15 protein-coding genes are annotated in these 17,357 nt (G+C 68.7%); 2 read left to right on the forward strand and 13 right to left on the reverse strand.

Annotation, left to right across the window (positions count from 1 at the left end):
* Positions 1 to 29 precede the first annotated feature (29 nt).
* The 9 genes from ACAH41_RS04860 to ACAH41_RS04900 are packed head-to-tail and all read right to left on the reverse strand — an operon-like array spanning position 30 to position 10,636.
* Entirely contained in the window at positions 30 to 1,067 is a 1,038-nt protein-coding gene (locus tag ACAH41_RS04860) for an AAA family ATPase (RefSeq protein ID WP_325655731.1), read from the reverse strand.
* A complete protein-coding gene (pnuC, locus tag ACAH41_RS04865; protein WP_325655730.1) occupies positions 1,064 to 1,651 on the reverse strand; it encodes a nicotinamide riboside transporter PnuC in 588 nt (195 codons plus the stop codon). The genes ACAH41_RS04860 and pnuC overlap by 4 nt, the downstream gene beginning before the upstream one ends.
* Complete coding sequence (locus tag ACAH41_RS04870) at positions 1,648 to 3,024, reverse strand: AMP-binding protein (RefSeq protein ID WP_325655729.1); 1,377 nt, start codon at positions 3,022 to 3,024, stop codon at positions 1,648 to 1,650. Before ACAH41_RS04870 ends, pnuC begins: the two co-directional genes overlap by 4 nt.
* Positions 3,021 to 3,608 carry a hypothetical protein gene (locus ACAH41_RS04875; protein WP_325655728.1) on the reverse strand — a complete coding sequence of 196 codons (588 nt, stop codon included), beginning with the start codon at positions 3,606 to 3,608 and terminating at the stop codon, positions 3,021 to 3,023. Before ACAH41_RS04875 ends, ACAH41_RS04870 begins: the two co-directional genes overlap by 4 nt.
* Positions 3,609 to 3,642: 34 nt before the next feature.
* On the reverse strand, positions 3,643 to 5,016 hold the full coding sequence (locus ACAH41_RS04880) for a sigma-54 dependent transcriptional regulator (RefSeq protein WP_325655727.1): 1,374 nt from the start codon (positions 5,014 to 5,016) through the stop codon (positions 3,643 to 3,645).
* Complete coding sequence (locus tag ACAH41_RS04885; RefSeq protein ID WP_325655726.1) at positions 5,013 to 6,881, reverse strand: ATP-binding protein; 1,869 nt, start codon at positions 6,879 to 6,881, stop codon at positions 5,013 to 5,015. The genes ACAH41_RS04880 and ACAH41_RS04885 overlap by 4 nt, the downstream gene beginning before the upstream one ends.
* A gap of 10 nt (positions 6,882 to 6,891) precedes the next feature.
* Entirely contained in the window at positions 6,892 to 7,818 is a 927-nt protein-coding gene (locus ACAH41_RS04890; RefSeq protein WP_325655725.1) for a LysR substrate-binding domain-containing protein, read from the reverse strand.
* Positions 7,819 to 7,824: 6 nt separating this feature from the next.
* Positions 7,825 to 8,760, reverse strand: a complete 936-nt coding sequence (locus ACAH41_RS04895) for a 2-hydroxyacid dehydrogenase (RefSeq protein ID WP_325655724.1) — start codon at positions 8,758 to 8,760, stop codon at positions 7,825 to 7,827.
* Positions 8,761 to 8,803: 43 nt separating this feature from the next.
* The gene (locus tag ACAH41_RS04900) at positions 8,804 to 10,636 is read right to left on the reverse strand and encodes an ABC transporter ATP-binding protein/permease (RefSeq protein WP_325655723.1); all 1,833 of its coding nucleotides are present in this window, start codon (positions 10,634 to 10,636) and stop codon (positions 8,804 to 8,806) included.
* A 46-nt stretch (positions 10,637 to 10,682) separates the two neighbouring features.
* Between ACAH41_RS04900 and ACAH41_RS04905 the strand changes: the two genes are divergently transcribed.
* Complete coding sequence (locus tag ACAH41_RS04905) at positions 10,683 to 11,120, forward strand: acyl-CoA thioesterase (RefSeq protein WP_325655722.1); 438 nt, start codon at positions 10,683 to 10,685, stop codon at positions 11,118 to 11,120.
* Between the two features lie 38 nt (positions 11,121 to 11,158).
* A complete protein-coding gene (locus ACAH41_RS04910; RefSeq protein WP_325655721.1) occupies positions 11,159 to 12,247 on the forward strand; it encodes a zinc ribbon domain-containing protein in 1,089 nt (362 codons plus the stop codon).
* Positions 12,248 to 12,364: 117 nt separating this feature from the next.
* Here ACAH41_RS04910 and ACAH41_RS04915 read toward each other — a convergent pair whose 3' ends face one another.
* The 4 genes from ACAH41_RS04915 to ACAH41_RS04930 form a co-directional block, all read right to left on the reverse strand.
* On the reverse strand, positions 12,365 to 13,129 hold the full coding sequence (locus ACAH41_RS04915) for an enoyl-CoA hydratase (RefSeq protein WP_325655720.1): 765 nt from the start codon (positions 13,127 to 13,129) through the stop codon (positions 12,365 to 12,367).
* Between the two features lie 71 nt (positions 13,130 to 13,200).
* A complete protein-coding gene (locus tag ACAH41_RS04920; protein ID WP_325655719.1) occupies positions 13,201 to 14,397 on the reverse strand; it encodes an acetyl-CoA C-acyltransferase in 1,197 nt (398 codons plus the stop codon).
* A 66-nt stretch (positions 14,398 to 14,463) separates the two neighbouring features.
* On the reverse strand, positions 14,464 to 16,845 hold the full coding sequence (locus tag ACAH41_RS04925) for a 3-hydroxyacyl-CoA dehydrogenase/enoyl-CoA hydratase family protein (RefSeq protein WP_370538203.1): 2,382 nt from the start codon (positions 16,843 to 16,845) through the stop codon (positions 14,464 to 14,466).
* A gap of 18 nt (positions 16,846 to 16,863) precedes the next feature.
* Complete coding sequence (locus ACAH41_RS04930; protein ID WP_325653072.1) at positions 16,864 to 17,304, reverse strand: DUF2147 domain-containing protein; 441 nt, start codon at positions 17,302 to 17,304, stop codon at positions 16,864 to 16,866.
* Positions 17,305 to 17,357 lie beyond the last annotated feature (53 nt).

Raw genomic sequence — 17,357 nt, forward strand, 5'->3', positions numbered from 1 at the left:
TGTGGCAGCGGTGTGACGGCGCAGCGGGCTCAAGCCGGCAAAGCAGCCAGTGCGGCGTCCACCTGCTGCAGGCGCTGCGCGACGCTGCCGCTGGCGCGCAGCCACGGCCCCGCCTGTTCGGCCAGGCGCGCCTCGTACCAGGCCTGCTGCTGCAGCCGGAAACCGGCGGGCTGGCGGGTGCCGTCCTGCACGAAGGCAATGTCGGGCTCGCACAGCACCGTCAGCGCGTAGCGGCGCCCGGCCAGCGCCTGCAATGCCGGCGGTTGGGCGCCGAACATCCAGCCTGCGTAGCCCAGCGTGGTCAGCGGCGAGGTGTCGCAGAACAGCAGGCGGTTGGCTTGGCCGGCAGCCTCGTCTTCGCGCTCGGCCTGGATGCGGCCAATGTCCAGCAGGTCCTGCAGCGCCAGTTCGCCACCGCAGGCCAGCCAGCGCTCCCGGCCGTATTCGGGCACCCAGCGAGTCTCATGCCGCTCGGCCAGCGCCTGCGCCAGCGTGGTCTTGCCGGTGGACTCTCCGCCGAGCAGCACCACGCGCTGCACGAAGTCCCGGTAGACCTGCGGGTGCAGCCAATGGCGGTGGGCATGCACGTCGGCACGGATCTGCGTGGCGCTGACCGGCCGCTGCCTGCGCGCCAAGTCCACCAGCACCGGCGCCACGACGTGACCGAGCGCCTGGCTCAGCAGTGCGGCGCAAGGCCGCAGGTAGGCCTCGCTGGCGAACATCGCGTCTGGCCGCAGGTCCAGCGGGCCAGCCAGCAGCCAGGCCAGGTAGGCCTGCTGCACGGCGTCGGCCGCATCGTTGCGCGGCATGGGCTGGAACGGCAGGCCGCGGGCCTGGCAGCGGCGCTGCACCTCCTCGTCGTCCAGCTGCACATTGCGCACCTGCGGAAAGCGCTGCTGCACCCAACGCTCGCGCCGCGCGCGGTCGCTGCCGGCCAGCACCGGCTGGCTGTAACCCAGCACCAGCACCTGTTCGCAGCGGGCCAGCGCCTGGGCGATCACCAGCTCGTGCCCCAGGTGCAGCGGCGAGAACTTGCCGACCACCAGGCCGAGCCGGAACCTCGTCATGCCAAGGCTTGGGTGCGGGCCTGCAGCCGGTGCCAGCGCCACCAGCCGTACCAGGCATTGAGCCAGAACAGCGTGTAGAGCCCGGCGGTCAGGGACAGCCCACGGCTCAGGTACAGCGGCACCGACAGCGTGTTCACCACCAGCCAGGCCGGCCAGGTCTGGTGGTGGCCGCGCATCAGCAGCACCTGCGCGATGACGCTGGTCACCAGCACCGCGGAGTCCCAGAACGGCGCGTAGGCCTGCGTGAAGCGCTGCAGCAGCGTGCCATAGGCCAGCGCCACCACGAGGCCGGCGAGCGCCATGCCCAGCAAGCTGCGGCCGGCCAGCGCCTGCCGCTGCTGGGTGGCGGCAGGCCCGCCGGCGCGCTGCCATTGCCACCAGCCCGAAGCGCTGGTGGCGATGAAGAACAGCTGCAGCGTGAAGTCCGCATACAGCTGGTTCTGCCAGAACAGCCAGCCGAACAGCGCACAACCGACGATGCCGGTCGGCCAGGTTGCGACACAGGCCTGCGCAGCCAGCAGCACCGACAACGCGGTGACGAGATTGGCCGCCCATTCCAGCGGCGACAGGTCGGCAAAGTTCATTGGGCAGGCGGCGACAGCTCGCTGGTGTATTGGCGCACCTTGTCGTCGGCCTGCAGCGGCTGCACGGCCAAGGGCCAGTCGCCCAGCAGGTGCGCGACGGTGGGCGCCAGCCCGGGGTCGACCCGGCCCGACACGCGCAGGCACAGCGCGCCATCGGCCGCCTGGTGCAGCGCGTAGCGTGGCAAATCGAAGCGGCGCAGCGCCTGCGTCAGCTCGACGTTGTTGACCCACGCGCCGCTGCGGGCGAGAAAGCGCACCGGCGGCCGGCCCTGCAGGTCGCGCAGCGTCGGCCCCCAGCGGGTCATGACCAGCCGCGCATGGTCGCCGGTGCGGTAGCGCAGCAGAGGCAGGCACGGGTTGAAGCCGCCGCTGAGCGTGACCTCGCCATGTTCGCCTGGCGGCACGGCGCGGCCGGCTTCGTCCAGGACCTCGACGAACAGCCGCGGCTGCAGCAGCACAAAGCCTTGCGCGGCTTCGACAAATGCGGCAATCGGCCCGGCCTCGTTCATCGAATAGACGTCCACCACCGGGCAGCCGAAGCGCGAGGCCAGGCGGTTTCGCTGCCCGTCGGACATGGCCATCGACGTGGACAGCAAGCCGCGCGGGCGGTGTTGCATCGCCAGCGTCGCGAGTTCGTCCAGCGAGACCGGATCGCCCGAGATCAACTCGGGCGCCATCGCATCCAGGTAGGCCGCACGGTCCGCCGGCTGGCGCCATTCGGCAGGGTGCAGGTTGAGCTTGGCCAACCCGCATTCGCCGCGCAGCGGGTTCACCGAGACATAGGTGAAGCAGCGCTGCTGGAAGCCGGCCAGCACCACGCCCACGTCGCCCCGCCCAGCCAGCAGCCGCACGCCATGCAGCGCCAGCGCGCGCTCGTGCAGCGCGGCGTAGCTGGCCGCGGTGGCGGGCGTGGACGGCACGCGGATCGGGTGGCCCGTCGTGCCGCTGGTGGTGAAGCAGATCAGCTTCGGCGTCTGCAGATGGCGCGGGATGTGGCGCGGCAGGTCGGCCTGCAGGTCCGCCCGCGAGGTGGTGGGCAGCGCCTGCCAGCCGCCGCGCAGCGCCGCGAATGCCGGCCAGGCTGCCACCGATGCCTGCTGCCGAAGCCACCAGGGCCACAGCCAGGCGGGCGGCACACCGTGCACACGCGGCTGCACACCCGCATGGCGCAGGAAGGCATGGCGCGCGCGCTGCGCCCATTGCGCGGCGGGGGTGAGCCGGTGGCCGCTGAAGTCCCGGAAGACCGGCGCGGCCGGGTGCATGCGCAGGCGGCGCAGCATGGCCTCGCCGGCCGGCGTGAGCCCGGGCAGGCGCGCGGGCGAGGTCAGCTCGCGCCAGACCTGCTCGGGCAATGCGGCGGCATCCGAACTCATTCGCGGCTGTACTTGTCCGCGCCTTCCTGGGCATGGTCGCTGTCCAGGTGGGCGTCCAGGTCAAAGGCCGCCGGCGGCCCGGCCGGGTCGGGCGCCGATGGCTCCGCGGCGGCAGCTTCTGCCTGCCTTCGCTCAGCCTCGCGCCGTATGCGCGGCAGGCAGGCCAGCCAAAAAAGCCAGTCCACTGAGGTGATCGCCAGCGCGAGTGCGGTGACCAGGCTCAGCAGCGGGCCGCCGAGATGCCAAGGCGCGATGCTGCGGCCCAGCAATCCGGCGGCACAGGCCAGCATGAGCGGCAGGGCGACGTAGGCGCCGTCACCCCGAAGGCGCAGCGGCGCGGCCAGCAGAAGCACCACCAGCACCCAGGTTGGCACGGCTCGCCATGCGGTGGCGAACTGGTGCCCGAGCTTCAGCACCAGGGCCAGGAAGCACAGCGCAGCGCCCGCATGCGCCAGTCGACGGGCCCATGGCCGCAAGGCCGGCTGCGCCGAGTGCGCGATCAGCGTCAGGGCCATGAAGGGCAGGCCGAGGCACCAGAAAGGCCATGGCCAGAAGGCCATGCCACCCATGGCGCTCAACAGCATGGGCAGGCCCCTGGCCAGGCAACGGCGGACATGCTCATTCGCCGGCTGTCCCGACGCCAACGCCCTGCCCGTCGTTCAGCCCGTACTTGCGGATCTTGTCGTTCAGCGTGGTCTTGGGCACGCGCAGGGCCTGCGCGGTGCGGGCGACGTTGCCGCCGTGCCGGCCCATGGCTTCACGGATCAGGCTGCGCTCGAAGTCCTCCACCGTCTCGGCCAGCGAGAGGTTCTGCGGGGCTGGCGCCTGGTCGGCGGCCGCAGCACCCAGCACCTCGCTGTGCACGCCCAGCACCAGGCAGTCGGCCACATTGCGCAGCTCGCGCACGTTGCCGGGCCAGTCGTGGGCCATCAGCGCGCGCAATTGCGTGGGGCTGACGGCGGGCTGCGGCAGGCCGTAGCGGCTGGCGGCCAGCAGCAGGAAGTGTTCGAGCAGCAGCGGGATGTCTTCGCGCCGCTCGCGCAGCGGTGGCAGCTCGATGGTGACGACGTTGAGCCGGTAGTACAGGTCGCTGCGGAAGGCGTTCTGTTTCGCGCGCGCCAGCAGGTCGTCCTTGGTCGCGGCGACGACGCGGCAGTCCACCGAGATGCGCTCGTTGGAACCCAGGCGCTCGACGACTCTGTCCTGCAGCACGCGCAGCAGCTTGACCTGCACGTTCAGCGGCATGCTCTCCACCTCGTCCAGGAACAGCGTGCCGCCGTGGGCATGCTCGATCTTGCCGATGCGGCGCTTGGCCGCGCCGGTGAAGGCGCCGGCCTCGTGGCCGAAGAGTTCGCTGTCGATGATGGTGTCGGGCAGGCCGCCGCAGTTCAGCGCCACCAGCGGCGCCTTCTGCCGGCCCGAGAGTTCGTGCAGCGCCTGGGCCACCAGCTCCTTGCCGGTGCCGGTTTCGCCCTTGACCAGCACGTCCACCGCCGAACCGGCCACGCGGGTGACGAGCTGCCGCACCGCGGCCATCTGCGGCGAGCGGCCGACCAGCTTGGCCACGCCGCCTTCCTTGCGCGCCAGCGCCTGGCGCAGCGACTGCACCTCCAGCGTCAGCGCACGTTTTTCCAGCGCCCGCCGCACCACTTCGACCAGCACCTCGGGCGAAAACGGCTTCGGGATGAAGTCGTAGGCGCCGCTGCGCATGGCTTCGACGGCCAGCGTCACGTCGCCGTGGCCGGTGATCATGATGACCGGCAGGTCGGCGTCCAGTTCGTGGCAGCGGCGCACCAGCGCCAGCCCGTCGGCGCCGGGCAGCCGCATGTCGGTGACGACCACGCCTTCGAAGCCCTGCCGCAGCCGCGGCAGCGCCGCTTCGACCGCCTCGACCGCCTCGACGCGCAAGCCCGCGAGTTGCAGGGCCTGCTGGCAGCCCAGCTGCATCGGCAGGTCGTCTTCAACCAGCAAAACGGTGAGGGGCGCGGTCATGAGGCGTCGGTTAGCGGCAGGGACAGGCGGAAGCAGGCGCCGCCGTCGGCATGATTGTCCGCTTCCAGCTCGCCGCCGGCCTCGCGGGCGATGTCGCGCGAAATGGCCAGTCCCAGGCCCAGGCCGACGCCGGCTTCCTTGGTGCTGAAAAATGGCTCGAACAGCCGCGCCTTGACCGCCTCGGCCAGCCCGCTGCCGCTGTCGTGCACGGTGATCCAGGCCTGCCCCTGGGCCTCGCCAGCTGCCAGGCGCAAGTGGCGGTCCGGCGCGTCGCGCATCGCGTCCAGCGCATTGCCGATCAGGTTGATCAGCACCTGCTCCAGCCGGTTCGGGTCGCACCAGGCGAAGACCTGGCCGGCGCGGGTGGTGTTGAGGACTTGCACGCCATCCTTGCGCAGCCGCTGGTCGTAGAGGAACAGCGCGTTGCCGAGCGCCACGGCCAGGTCCGTGCGGGCCGGCCGGGCCTGGGACTTGCGCGCAAAGCCCTTCAGCGGCTCGATGATCGCGCCCATCTGGTCGGCCAGCCGGGCCAGGATGCCGAGGTTGCTGCCCACGGTTTCGAGCTCGCCACGGCGCATGAACTCCACCGCGTTGGCTGACAGCGTGCGGATCGCGCCCAAGGGCTGCGTCAACTCGTGCGTGATGCCGGTGGCCAGCTGCCCCAGCGCGGCCATCTTGCCGGCATGCACCAGTTCGTCCTGCGCGTTGCGCAACGTGCGTTCGGCCTGCTCGCGGTCGCGCACTTCCTTGCGCAGCTGGCGGTTGGCGTCGCTCAGCGCCTGGGTGCGCAGCATCACCTTTTCCTCCAGCTCGCGGTTGGCCATCAGCTTCTGCCGCACGATGCGCCGGCGCTGGTTGACCAGCACGCCCAGCAGCAGCAGGAAACCGGTGCTGACGGCCGCCAGGAAGCTGGCGCGCACGGCGTCCTGCCGCACGCCCTGCAGGTCGGAGAACATCAACAGCCGCCAGTCCATGCCGTCCAGCGTGCGGCCCAGCACCAGCACGCCCCGCGTGGCGCCCGGCCGGCTGCGCGCGCCGGGCTGGCCCAGGCCCTCGGGCAGCACGCCTTCGACGATCTGGTTGTCCTCATCCACGCGCAGGTCCACCTGCAGCGGGAAGCGGGCAATGCGCTGCTCGCCGTACAGGCGCGTGAGCTGCAGGTCCACGCGGCGCTCCAGCGCCAGGTCGGTCAGCGCGGTGTAGCGCCATTCCGGGCGGGACGAGAGCACGACGACCTGGTTGGAATCCGCCAGCAGTGCCGGTGCGCCGAGCAGCGACCAGGCCTGGTTGACCGGCTCCAGGCTGATCTGGATCACCGCGACGCCGAGCACGCGCGCACCGTCGTGCACCGGGTGCGAGACGAAATAACCGGGCCTGCCATCGCGCACGCCAATGGCGAAATGCCGGCCCACGCGGCCGGCCAGCGCTTCGAGGAAATACGGCCTGAACGACAGGTCTTCGTCGAGCATCGCCGGCTCGCTGGCGGCCAGCACCTGGCCACGCTCGCCGAGCACGAAGACCGCCGCGCTGCCCAGGTGGGCATTGAGGCGGCGCAGGTAGCTGCTGGCCTGCGCGGCGCGGGTGCTGTCGCCAGGCTGGCGCAGCAGCGCCAGCACCTCGGGGTGCAGCTGCAGCGTGGCGGGCACGTATTCGAGCTGCCGCACCATGCCTTGCACCACCGAGGCAAACAGGTCCAGCTGATGGTTGGACTCGGCCCGCAGCGCCTCGGTGCCCTGGCGCACGCTGGTGCTGAAGCCTGCCCAGCCGGCCAGCACCACGATGGCCAGCGACAACAGCGTGAGCAGCACCGGCCGCGCGGCGGCGCGGCGCTGCGCGGCGTTCAACGGCGGGGCAGGCTTGCTCACGGCCACTGGCTCAGCTGCTGCGCACGGCACGTTCTTTCAGGAAGGACCACAGCTCCTCGGCCGCTGGCTTGACGTGCCGGGCCGAGGCCGGGCGCTCGCGGTAGATGCGCACTTCCATCGTCAGCTCGAAGTCGCTGCTGCCCGCAGCCACCAGCCGGCGCGAGCGCATTTCCTTGCGCACCGAGCTGGCCGGCAGGAAGGCCAGGCCGTGGCCTTCGGCGGCCATGGCCTTCAGGCCCTCGGCCATGTCGGTCTCGTAGATCGGGTCCAGGTGCAGCGGCTGCGGCGCGTGCTTGATGATCTGCTCGACCAAGCGCGCCAGGTAGGCACCGGAGGCGTAGCTGAGGAAGGGCACCGGTTCGCGCGGCGTGCCGGGCAGGCGGAACAGCGGCTGGCCGTCCGGCCCGGCCTTGGCATAGGCGGCCACCGTCTCATGGCCCAGGCTCAGCATGTCGTAGCGCTCGGAGCTGAGCTGCAGCGGCTGGGTGGCGTGGTGGTAGGCGATCAGCAGGTCGCAGCTGCCTTCGGTCAGGCGCATCACCGCGTCGTGCACGTTCATCGCGATCAGCCGGCTCTTCAGTCCCTTGAAGTGCTGCTTCAGCTCCATCAGCCAGTGCGGGAAAAACGTGAAGGCCATCGTGTGCGGCACGGCGAACTCGATCATGTCCTGCCCTGCCACCTGGTGGCTGCGCATCATGTTGCGCGTGGCCTGCAGCGAGCCCAGCACTTCCAGCGCCTGCGCATGGAAGGTCTCGCCGGCGGGGGTGAGCCGGGTCGGGTAGGCCGAGCGGTCGACCAGGTCGATGCCGGCCCAGGCCTCCAGCGCCTGGATGCGGCGCGAAAACGCCGGCTGGGTCACATGCCTCAGCTGGGCCGAACGCGAGAAGCTGCGGGTCTCGGCCAGGCTGACAAAGTCTTCAAGCCACTTGGTGTCCATGGCCGATTATGGGATGGGCGTGAGCACGCCTTGCCCGCTGAAGTGGCCGTTCAGGTTGGCGATGAACCGGTCCACCATCGCCTGCACCGATTCGGGCGACTGCCCGGCAACATGCGGCGTGATGACCAGGTTCTGCTGCAGGTCCAGCAGCGGCTGCGGCGGTTCGGGTTCGCTCTCGTACACGTCCAGCCCGGCGCCGGCAATGCCGCCGCTGCGCAGCGCGGCGGCCAGTGCCTCGGTGTCCACCAGGCTGCCGCGGCTGATGTTGACCAGGTAGCCGCGCGGGCCGAGCGCCGCCAGCACTTCGGCGTCGACCATGTGTCGCGTGTCAGGGCCGCCGGGTGCGGCCAGCACCAGCACGTCACACCATTCGGCAAGCGCCAGCGGTGTGTCGAAGAAGCGGTGCGCCAGGCCTTCGCGCCGGCTGCGTGCGTGGTAGCCAACTTGCATGTCGAAGCCGCTGACGCGCTTGGCAATGGCGCTGCCGATGGCGCCCAGCCCCACCAGGCCGAGCTTCTTGCCGGTGAGCTGCGGCAGCATCGGCAGGCTCTCACGGCGCACGCCGGTGCGGGCGGCGCGGTCGTTGTAGGGCAGCTGGCGCATGCAGGCGAGCAGCAGGGCCATGGCCTGGTCGGCCACCGAGTCGGCATTGGTGTTGGCGCCATGGGCCAGCGCAATGCCGCGCGCGCGGGCGGCCGCCACGTCGATGCGCTCGTAGCCCACGCCCAACGCGCAGACCAGCGACAGGCGCGGCATGGCCGCCATCTCTTCTGCCGTCAGCCCGATGGTGCCGATGGTCAGCACCGCCTCGATGCGGGCGCCGTGTTCGGCAATGGCCGAGGTGCGCTCTGCGCCTGGCGCGTAGATCAGCTCGCAGTGCGCCGCGATCATCGCGCGATGCGCATCGGACAAGGCATTCAGCATCAGCACAACGGCTTGCATCGCTCCGCTCACTCCATTGAAACAGGTACAGGAAAAGGATGATTTACAGGACGATGGGCGAGGGTTCGCTGCGGTGCTGCAGCGCCCACATGCGCGCGTAGCGCCCACCCTGGGCCAGCAGCGCTTCGTGGTGGCCACGCTCGACCACGCGGCCGGCTTCCATCACCAGGATCTCGTGTGCGTCGACCACGGTGGACAGCCGGTGCGCGATGACCAGCGTGGTGCGGCCCTCGGCAGCGCTTTTCAGTTCGGCCTGGATGGCGCGTTCGTTGGCCGAGTCCAGCGCCGAGGTGGCCTCGTCGAAGATCAGGATGGGCGGGTTCTTCAGCAGCGTGCGGGCAATGGCGATGCGCTGCTTCTCGCCGCCGGAAAGCTTCAGACCACGCTCACCCACCGTCGTTTCGTAGCCCTTGGGCTGGGCCACGATGAAGCTGTGGATGTGGGCCGCGCGCGCCGCGGCTTCGATTTCTTCCTGCGTCGCACCGGTGCGGCCGTAGCCGATGTTGTAGCCCACGGTGTCGTTGAACAGCACGGTGTCCTGCGGCACGATGCCGATGGCCCGGCGCAGGCTGTCCTGCGTGACGGCGCGGATGTCCTGCCCGTCGATGGTGATGCGGCCACCGCCAACGTCATAGAAGCGGTACAGCAGCCGGGCCAGCGTGCTCTTGCCGGCGCCGCTGGCGCCGACCACGGCGACTGTCTTGCCAGCCGGGATCTCGAAGCTCAGCTCGTGCAGGATCGGCCGCGCCGGGTCGTAGGCAAAGCGCACGCCCTCGAAGCGCACGGTGGCGCCGCGCACCTGCAGGTCCGGCGCGCCAGGCGGGTCCTGCACCTCGCGTTCTCGCTCCAGCAGCTTGAACATCTTGTCCAGGTCGGTGATGCTTTGCTTGACCTCGCGGTACAGCACACCCAGGAAGTTCAGCGGGATGTAGAGCTGGATCAGCAGCGCGTTGACCATCACCAGGTCCCCGAGCGAGCGGTGGCCGTCAACCACGCCGGCGGTGGCCCGCCACAGCATGGCCAGCAGCGAGGTGGCAATGATGAGCTGCTGGCCGGTATTGAGCAGGGACAGCGTGGTCTGAGACTTGATCTGCGCACGGCGGTAGGCGTCCAGCCCGCGGTCGTAGCGCTCGGCCTCGAAGGCTTCGTTGTTGAAGTATTTGACCGTCTCGTAGTTCAGCAGTGCGTCCACCGCCCGGCTCTGGGCCTTGGAGTCCAGCTCGTTCATCGTGCGCCGGTACTGGGTGCGCCATTCGGTGACGCTGACGGTGAAGACGATGTAGCTGGCCAGCGCGGCCAGCGTGATCCACACGAAACCGGCGTCGAACTGGGTGCCCAGCAGCACCATCGCCAATGACAGCTCCACCAGCGTGGGCAGGATGGTGTAGAGCGAATACGAGATCAGCGACTGCAGCGCCCGTGTGCCACGTTCGATGTCGCGGGTCATGCCGCCGGTCTGCCGCTCCAGGTGGAAACGCAGGCTGAGCGCATTCAGGTGCCGGAAGGTCTGCAGCGCGATCTGGCGGGAGATGCCGTGCGTGGCCTTGGCGAACACCAGTTCGCGCAGCTCGCCGAACACCGAGGTCGCCAGCCGCAGCCCGGCATAGGCCAGCAGCAGCGCGACCGGCACGACCAGCAGCGCGCGCCGGTCGCCGGCAGGAATGGACAGGCTGTCGACCATGTGCTTGAGCAACAGCGGCACGCCCAGGTTGGCCACCTTGGCAGAGATCAGGCAGCCCAGCGCCAGCACCACCCGCAGCTTGTACTGCCACAGGTAGGGCAGCAGGCGCTTCAGCGTGGCCCAGTCGGAACGGGGCGCTGCGGCATCCGCGGCAGGCGCATGGGGGTCCGACATGGCAGAAGAAGCGCGGCGCATCGTGAAACAATCCAGCGAGTTGTATGTCCAGTCAAAGGAACCCCGAATGAGCGCAGCTCCCACGCCTTCCAGTGTGCCCCAGGCCGGCACACCGGGTTTGCCGACCGATCAAACCCTGGTCATGCGTGTGATGCCGATGCCGGCCGATGCCAATGGCAACGGCGACATCTTCGGCGGCTGGATCATGGCGCAGGTGGACCTGGCCGGTTCGGTGCTGCCGGCCCGCATTGCCAAGGGCCGCATCACCACGGTGGCGGTCAACGAATTCATCTTCAAGCAGCCCGTCTCGATGGGTGACCTGCTGAGCTTCTATGCCACCGTGACCCGCATCGGCCGCACCTCGGTGACGGTGCGCGTGGAGGTCTACGCCGAACGCAATCCCAGTGATCTGCAAGTCGTGAAGGTCACCCAGGCCAACCTGACCTATGTGGCCATCGACCTGAACGGCCAGCCGCGCGAGATCCCGAAGCCCTTGGCCGAATGATTCCGCACTGAAGCCGCACAACCGACACGAGACACCCCATGTTCAAGAGCCTCAGAGTTCCGGAGCGCGCGTTTGCGCTGTTGATGTGGATCGTGTCGCTGGTGTTCGCCGGCTTCCTGGTCGGCCTGGGCGGCAAGCTGATTGGCGACCTGCCAGAGGTCGAGCCCAGCCTCAGCGTCGAGCAGTTTGCCGATGCCAATGCGCTGGCTGCCGAGCGCGAGCAGATCAGCGACCTGGACGAGCGCGAGCGCACGCTGGGCGAAGAGGCCGAGCAGGTGCAGTTGCAGGTGAGCGCCGCCAACAGCGCCTACCAGTCGGCCCGCAATGCCCAGCAGAACTGGCTGGCCAGCCGCCAGGTGACGGGTGACGCGGGCCAGGACCCGGAGGTCAAGCGCCGCGTGGCCGAGCTGGACCGGCTGAAGGACGCCGAGCGCACTGCGCAGCAAAAGCAGGAAAAGCTGAACCAGGAAACCCTGGACCTGCAGCAGGCCCGCGCCGCGCACCAACGCCGGCTCGACACGCTGCTGCAGGACGCCAGCGGCGCCTACGAACAAGCCATGTTCCGCCAGGAACTGCGTGTGTTCGGCCTGCGCCTGGCGCTGACGCTGCCGCTGCTCGTCATCGCCGCCTGGCTGGTGCTGAAAAAGCGCCGCAGCGACCACTGGCCGCTGATGCGCGGCTTCGTGCTGTTCGCCGCCTTCGCGTTTTTCTTCGAACTGGTGCCTTACCTGCCCAGCTACGGCGGCTATGTGCGCTACGGCGTGGGCATCCTCTTGACCGGTCTGGGCGGCCACTACGCGATCCGTGCGATGCGCCGCTACCTGGCCCGCCGCGCCGCTGCCGAGCAGCAGACCGAAGTGCAGCGCCGCCAGACGCTGGCGCCCGAAGAAGCGCTGAAGAAGATGGCCGCCAACGTCTGCCCCGCGTGCGAACGGGCCATCCTCAGCACCGGCGACGTGAAGCCCGACTTCTGCGTGCACTGCGGCCTCACGCTGTTCAACCGCTGCGGCGGCTGCGGCACCCGCAAGAACGTGTTCTTCCGCTATTGCCCGAGTTGTGGGCTGGGGGCGCAGCCGGAAGCCACTGCCGCGGAACCGCTGCCAGGCAATCCCTCGGCGAACATCTGAGCCGTCTCCCCGCTTCGAGGCCGCACCCAGCGCAGCCGGCGCCGGGCCGCCCCAAGGCGGCTGCGCCAACCCGCTCGGCGGGTGGTCTCATGTACCCATGAGGCCGGGTGCCCCATTTCAAGAAAACTTCGAGAAGTCCGGCTTGCGCTTCTGGAAGAAGGCCTGGAAGGCTTCGGCGGCTTCGGGGCTGCGCAGGCGCTGGCCGAAGACTTCGCCTTCGGTGGCCATGGTCTGCTTGACCAGCGCGCGCTGACCGGCCTTCATCAGGCGCTTGCTGTCGCGCACGGCGCCCGGCGGCAGCGCGTTGAAACGCTCGGCCATGCGGCGGGCATGGGCCAGCACTTCGCTGGCCGGCAGCACCGCGTTGGCAATGCCCATCTCGACGGCTTCGGCGCCGTTGAACGGGTCGCCCAGCAGCAGCTTCTCGGCCGCCTTCACATGGCCCAGCAGCTGAGGCACCAGCAGGCTGGACGCGTATTCCGGCACCAGGCCCAGGCTGACAAACGGCATGGCCAGGCGGGCTTCGTCGCTGACGTAGACCAGGTCACAGTGCAGCAGCAGCGTGGTGCCGATGCCCACGGCTGCGCCGGTCACTGCGGCGATGACCGGCTTCTCGCAGGCTTCGAGCGACTTCATGAACTGGAACACCGGCGAGTCCAGGCCCTGTGGCGGGCGCTGCATGAAGTCCTCGATGTCGTTGCCCGAGGTGAAGATGCCGGGCTGGCCGGTGATCAGGATGGCGCGCACCTTGCTGTCGAGCTGCGCATCGTTGATCGCGTCGGCCATGGCCTGGTACATGGCCTGGGTCAGCGCGTTCTTCTTCTCGGGGCGGGCAATCTCGATGGTGGCCACGCCGTCCACGATGGCGGTCTTGATGCTCATGGAGAGTCTCCTGCGATTCCTGAATGAAAAAGGGCGACCCTGGTAGGTCGCCCGCGCGAGTATGGGGTCGATCAGACCGCCTCGAAGATGCCGGCGGCGCCTTGGCCCGTGCCGATGCACATCGTCACCATGCCGTACTTCAGCTTGTGGCGACGCAATGCATGCACCACGGTGGCGGCGCGGATCGCGCCCGTGGCGCCCAGCGGATGGCCCAGCGCGATTGCGCCGCCCATCGGGTTGACGACTTCGGGGTTCAACCCGAGGTCGCGAATGACAGCCAGCGATTGCGCGGCGAAGGCTTCGTTCAGCTCGATCCAGCCGATGTCCGACAGGCTCAGGCCGCCGTTCTTCAGCGCGGCCGGGATCGCGGCGATCGGGCCGATGCCCATGATCTCCGGCGGCACGCCGCGGCTGGCGAAGCTGACGAACCGCGCCAGCGGCTTCAGGTCGAACTGCTTGACGATCTTTTCCGAAACCAGGATCAGCGCGCCGGCACCGTCGGAGGTCTGCGAGCTGTTGCCCGCCGTGACGCTGCCCTTGGCGGCGAACACCGGGCGCAGCTTAGCCAGGCCTTCGAGCGAGGTGTCCGGGCGGGCGCCTTCGTCCAGGCTGACGGTGCGCACGTTTTTCGTGATCTCGCCGGTGACCAGGTTGGGCACGCGCTCGATCACGTCGACCGGGCAAATCTCGTCGGTGAACTCGCCGGCGGCCTGGGCCTTCAGCGCCTTCTGGTGCGAGGCCAGCGCAAACGCGTCCTGGTCTTCACGGCTGACCTTCCACTGGTCCGCGACCTTCTCGGCGGTCAGGCCCATGCCGTAGGCAATGCCGATGTTCTCGTCCCTGGTGAAGATCTCGGGGTTGAACGAGGGCTTGTTGCCGCCCATGGGCACCATGCTCATCGACTCGGCACCGCCGGCGATCATCACGTCGGCCTCGCCGACGCGGATGCGGTCGGCGGCCATCTGCACGGCGCTGATGCCCGAGGCGCAGAAGCGGTTGACGGTGATGCCACCCACGGTGTGCGGCAGGCCGGCCAGGGCCACGGCGATGCGGGCCATGTTCATGCCCTGCTCACCCTCGGGGAAGGAGCAGCCGATGACCGCATCTTCGATCAGCGCCGGGTCCAGGTTCGGCACCTGGGCCAGGGCCGACTGGATGGCGCGCACCAGCAGGTCGTCGGAGCGCGTGTTCTTGAAGTAGCCGCGGCCGGACTTGCCGATGGGGGTGCGGCTGGCGGCGACGATGTAGGCGTCTTGCACTTGTTTCATGTCAATTCCTTCTGATCAGTTGAGGACAGAGCTGTCGCTTCGCGCCAGGTCTGTCCCGCAAGGCCATTAGTTCCGAACCGGCTTGCCAGTCTGCAGCATGCCCATGATGCGTTCCTGGGTCTTGGGATGTTCCAGCAGCGCGCAGAAGTGCTTGCGCTCGAGCGCCATCAGGTATTCCTCGGTCACCAGCGTGCCGGCATCGACCTCGCCGCCGCAGACCACGTCGGCGATCAGGCTGGCGATGTGGAAGTCGTGCTTGCTGATGAAGCCGCCGTCGCGCATGCCGACCAGCTGGGCCTTGATGGTGGCGATGCCCATGCGGCCTGCGACCGGGATCGGCTTGGCGACCGGCGCGCGGTAACCGGCGTTGGCCATGGCCTTGGCCTGGTTGATCGCGATGTAGAGCAGCTCATCCTTGTGCGGCACGACGATGTCGCTGTCCAGCAGGTAGCCCAGCTTCTTGGACTCCAGCGCGCTGGTGCCGACCTTGGCCATGGCCGCGGCCTGGAAGCCTTCCTTGAGGAAGTTCAGCAGGTCCGCACCGGCGCCGGCGACGGCGTTTTCAGCGGCGCGGCGCGCGATGTAGGTCAGGCCACCGCCACCGGGGATCAGGCCCACGCCGACTTCGACCAGGCCCATGTAGCTTTCCATCGCCGCCACGCGCTGGCTGCAATGCACGGCCAGCTCGCAGCCGCCGCCCAGCGCGATGCCGCGCACAGCCGCAACCGTCGGCACGCTGGCATAGCGCACGCGCAGCATCAGGTCCTGCAGCTTCTTTTCTTCCGGCGCAATGCCCTTGGCACCCTTGGCCATGAAGACCGGCATCAGGGCTTCGAGGTTGGCGCCCGCGGAGAACACGTCGTCCGGCGACCAGATCACCAGGCCCTGGTAGCTGGCTTCGGCCAGCTCGACAGCCTTCAGCAGGCCTTCGGTGACGGTGGGGCTGATCAAGTGCAGCTTGGCGGTGATGCTGGCGATGACGACTTCGCCGTCCAGCGTCCAGACGCGCACTTCGTCGTTCTTGAACAGCTCGGTGCCGCTCTTGAGCGGGTCCACCGCGCCGCTGCCCAGCACGGCTTCGGGAAAATGCTGGCGGCCATAAACCGCCAGCTTGGACACCGGCAGGTAGGCCGATTGCGCGGCCGACCAGGAGCCTTCCGGCGTGTGCACACCGGTGCGTCCGTCAAACACCCACGCCGGCAACGGCTCCTTGCTCAGGGCCTTGCCGGCTTCGATGTCGTCCTTGATCCAGCCGGCCACCTGTTGCCAGCCGGCTTCCTGCCACAGCTCGAACGGGCCTTGCTTGGCGCCGAAGCCCCAGCGCATCGCGAAGTCAATCTCGCGGGCCGAGTCGGCGATGTCCTTCAGGTGCACCGCGGCGTAGTGGAAGCCGTCGCGCAGGATGGCCCACAGGAACTGGGCCTGCGGGTTGCTCGATTCGCGCAGCAGCTTCAGGCGCTCGGCGGCCGGCTTCTTCAGGATGCGGTCGACGATGGCGTCGGCCTTGCCACCGCCAGGCACGTACTCGCCCTTGGCAGGGTCCAGGCGCAGGATGTCCTTGCCGACCTTCTTGTAGAAGCCCGCGCCAGACTTCTGGCCCAGCGCGCCCTGCTCGATCAGCTTGGCCAGCACCGGCGGCGTGGCGTAGCTGGCGTAAAACGGGTCGTCCTTCAGGTTGTCCTGCAGGGTCTTGATGACGTGGGCCATCGTGTCCAGGCCGACCACGTCCGCGGTGCGGAAAGTGCCGGAGCTGGCGCGGCCGAACTTCTTGCCCGTCAGGTCGTCGACCACGTCGTACGACAGGCCGAACTGAGCGGCTTCATGGATGGTCGCCAGCATGCCGGCGATGCCCACCCGGTTGGCGATGAAGTTGGGCGTGTCCTTGGCGCGCACGATGCCCTTGCCCAGCGTGCTGGTGACGAAGGTCTCGAGCTGGTCCAGGTAGCTGGCCACGGTGGTCGGCGTGGGGATCAGCTCGACCAGGCTCATGTAGCGCGGCGGGTTGAAGAAATGGATGCCGCAGAAGCGCGGCTTGATCTCTTCGGGCAGCGCTTCGCTGAGCTTGGTGATCGACAGGCCGGAGGTGTTGGACGCGACGATGGCATGCGGCGCAATGAACGGCGCGACCTTGGTGTACAGGTCCAGCTTCCAGTCCATGCGCTCGGCAATCGCTTCGATCACCAGGTCGCATTCCTTGAGCAGGTCCAGGTGCTCTTCGTAGTTGGCCGGCGTGATGCGGGCCGCGTCTTCCGGCACGCCCAGCGGCGCCGGCTTCAGCTTGGCCAGATTGGCGATCGCCTTGATGGCAATGCCGCTCTTCGGGCCTTCCCTGGCGGGCAGGTCGAACAGCACGACCGGCACCTTGACGTTGACCAGATGGGCGGCGATCTGCGCGCCCATCACGCCGGCGCCGAGCACGGCGACCTTGCGAACCTGGAACCTGCTCATTGTTTCTCCTTGAGTGTCTTATTCGACACGAATCCATGTTTGGGTGCGGCCGAACAGCGGCGCACCGATGTAGCCCCGGACTTCGAGTTTCTTGCCGCCTTCGATGGGCTTGAGACGGACCTTGTAGACCTTGCCGTTGTTCGGGTCGAGGATGTCGCCACCGTCCCAGAGATCGGCGTCATCCGGGTTGTGCTTGACGGCGCGGATGATGGTCATGCCCATGATGGCCTGGTCCTTGCGCTCGTCGCTGCACTTCTCGCAAACGGCGTTGGCCTTGGCCGGATCCATCAGCTTCTCGATCTTGCCGCTGAAGATGCCCCCGTTGTCCGTCACGCGCACCAGCGACTTCTCGGTCTTGGTCTCATCGTCGATGGTCTTCCAGAGGCCGGCCGGCGTGGCCTGTGCGGATGCGGCCGCCGCAAAGGCGACCAGTGACAGGGCAATCAAGGTGTTTTTCATCGGTTTGTCTCCAGGCAATGGCACGGTGGCCGGGGTGATGCGGCGCCGCTCTG

Origin of the sequence: Ideonella sp., from assembly GCF_041287625.1 — a bacterium.
GTDB lineage: Bacteria > Pseudomonadota > Gammaproteobacteria > Burkholderiales > Burkholderiaceae_C > Ideonella.

Excerpts from the sequence above, each read along its gene's own strand:
- ACAH41_RS04860 (WP_325655731.1), bottom strand. The coding sequence starts at position 1,067 with ATGACGAGGTTCCGGCTCGGCCTGGTGGTCGGCAAGTTCTCGCCGCTG.
- pnuC (WP_325655730.1), bottom strand. The coding sequence starts at position 1,651 with ATGAACTTTGCCGACCTGTCGCCGCTGGAATGGGCGGCCAATCTCGTC.
- ACAH41_RS04870 (WP_325655729.1), bottom strand. The coding sequence starts at position 3,024 with ATGAGTTCGGATGCCGCCGCATTGCCCGAGCAGGTCTGGCGCGAGCTG.
- ACAH41_RS04875 (WP_325655728.1), bottom strand. The coding sequence starts at position 3,608 with ATGCTGTTGAGCGCCATGGGTGGCATGGCCTTCTGGCCATGGCCTTTC.
- ACAH41_RS04880 (WP_325655727.1), bottom strand. The coding sequence starts at position 5,016 with ATGACCGCGCCCCTCACCGTTTTGCTGGTTGAAGACGACCTGCCGATG.
- ACAH41_RS04890 (WP_325655725.1), bottom strand. The coding sequence starts at position 7,818 with ATGGACACCAAGTGGCTTGAAGACTTTGTCAGCCTGGCCGAGACCCGC.
- ACAH41_RS04895 (WP_325655724.1), bottom strand. The coding sequence starts at position 8,760 with ATGCAAGCCGTTGTGCTGATGCTGAATGCCTTGTCCGATGCGCATCGC.
- ACAH41_RS04900 (WP_325655723.1), bottom strand. The coding sequence starts at position 10,636 with ATGCGCCGCGCTTCTTCTGCCATGTCGGACCCCCATGCGCCTGCCGCG.
- ACAH41_RS04905 (WP_325655722.1), top strand. The coding sequence starts at position 10,683 with ATGAGCGCAGCTCCCACGCCTTCCAGTGTGCCCCAGGCCGGCACACCG.
- ACAH41_RS04910 (WP_325655721.1), top strand. The coding sequence starts at position 11,159 with ATGTTCAAGAGCCTCAGAGTTCCGGAGCGCGCGTTTGCGCTGTTGATG.
- ACAH41_RS04915 (WP_325655720.1), bottom strand. The coding sequence starts at position 13,129 with ATGAGCATCAAGACCGCCATCGTGGACGGCGTGGCCACCATCGAGATT.
- ACAH41_RS04920 (WP_325655719.1), bottom strand. The coding sequence starts at position 14,397 with ATGAAACAAGTGCAAGACGCCTACATCGTCGCCGCCAGCCGCACCCCC.
- ACAH41_RS04925 (WP_370538203.1), bottom strand. The coding sequence starts at position 16,845 with ATGAGCAGGTTCCAGGTTCGCAAGGTCGCCGTGCTCGGCGCCGGCGTG.
- ACAH41_RS04930 (WP_325653072.1), bottom strand. The coding sequence starts at position 17,304 with ATGAAAAACACCTTGATTGCCCTGTCACTGGTCGCCTTTGCGGCGGCC.